Here is a 1,241-nt window from a genome sequence, read left to right on the forward strand (position 1 = left end):
GGCAAGCCAGCTCCTTGTATCTCGACTAACGCTCCGTCAGGAGCGATAGTTCTCGACTGATCATCGAGGGAAGACCGAGAAGCCGTCCAGCTCCTAGGGCTTTGAGCCCGCATTGTAGATATGTGCCCCGGCCTTCCACACTCACTCAACAAGTTCGAACGGTATCTAGTGCCCGCTTCGGCGTGAGTACGTATTGGCAAGGCAGAACCGAGTGCAGTGATGATCTTTTCAGACTTCAAGGAGAAGACCATGCCCGCTTTCGTTGGTATCGACACGGCAAAAAACACCTTCGACATAGCTACTCCGTTGGACAACGGCAAGTTCCGTACGAAGGCCAAGTTACCCAACAACGTTTCAGGTTTCAGAGAGTTAGAGGCCTGGCTGGAGAAACACGCCGACCCACAAGCCTGGGTCGTCATGGAGGCTACCGGCACCTATCACGAAGCTCTTGCAGACGCCCTGTATGCAAAAGGTTATCGGGTTTGCATCGTCAATCCGGCTGTCATTCACGCGTTTGGCAAAGAAGAGTTGCGTCGGGTCAAGACCGACAAAGCCGACGCCAAACTGATCGCGGCCTATGCCCAACAGAAACAGCACAAACTCAGAGCCTGGGTGCCAGAACCCCCTGCTCGTCGTCGTTTAAGGGCTTTAGTCCGACGCCTGGAGGATCTCCAGGAAATCCTGCAAATGGAAACTAACCGTCTGGACGTCGCGCAGGCCAATGTTCAAGCCTCGATCTTGTCCGTGATCAATCATGTGAAAAGCGAGATTGCCGCGACCCAGAAGGCCATCAAAGACAACATTGATGACGACCCGAGTCTGCGTCAAAAACGCGACCTGATCGTGTCCATCGATGGATTGGGCGAAACGACTGCTGCGTTAATCCTCGCCGAGCTGGGCGATCCTCTGGACTACAGCGGCCCTCGGGCTATCGTGGCGTTTGCAGGTTTGAACCCGCTGATAGATCAATCGGGTAACTACGTCGGTCCGACGCCGATCTCCAAGACAGGCTCGGCCAGCTTGCGTACCGGAATGTATATGCCGGCGATGGTGGCGATGAGGTGGAATCCTGCGATAAGGGCGCTGAGCGAACGTCTGAAAGCCAAAGGCAAAGCCCCCAAGCAGATCATCTGCGCAGCGATGCGCAAGCTGTTACATCTGGTCTATGGGGTGCTCAAATCAGGCGTACCGTTTGACCCAAACATCGCGCTTGCGCGATGAGGGTCAAGACGGTATCTACA

1 protein-coding gene is annotated in these 1,241 nt (G+C 55.0%); it reads left to right on the top strand.

The features are described 5' to 3' along the window. Positions 1–249 precede the first annotated feature (249 nt). A complete protein-coding gene (locus AC07VG_RS33385; RefSeq protein WP_495022563.1) occupies positions 250–1,221 on the top strand; it encodes an IS110 family RNA-guided transposase in 972 nt (323 codons plus the stop codon). The last annotated feature ends 20 nt before the right edge of the window (positions 1,222–1,241 follow it).

The sequence above is a fragment of the Pseudomonas sp. GW821-FHT03C07 genome (assembly GCF_059420925.1).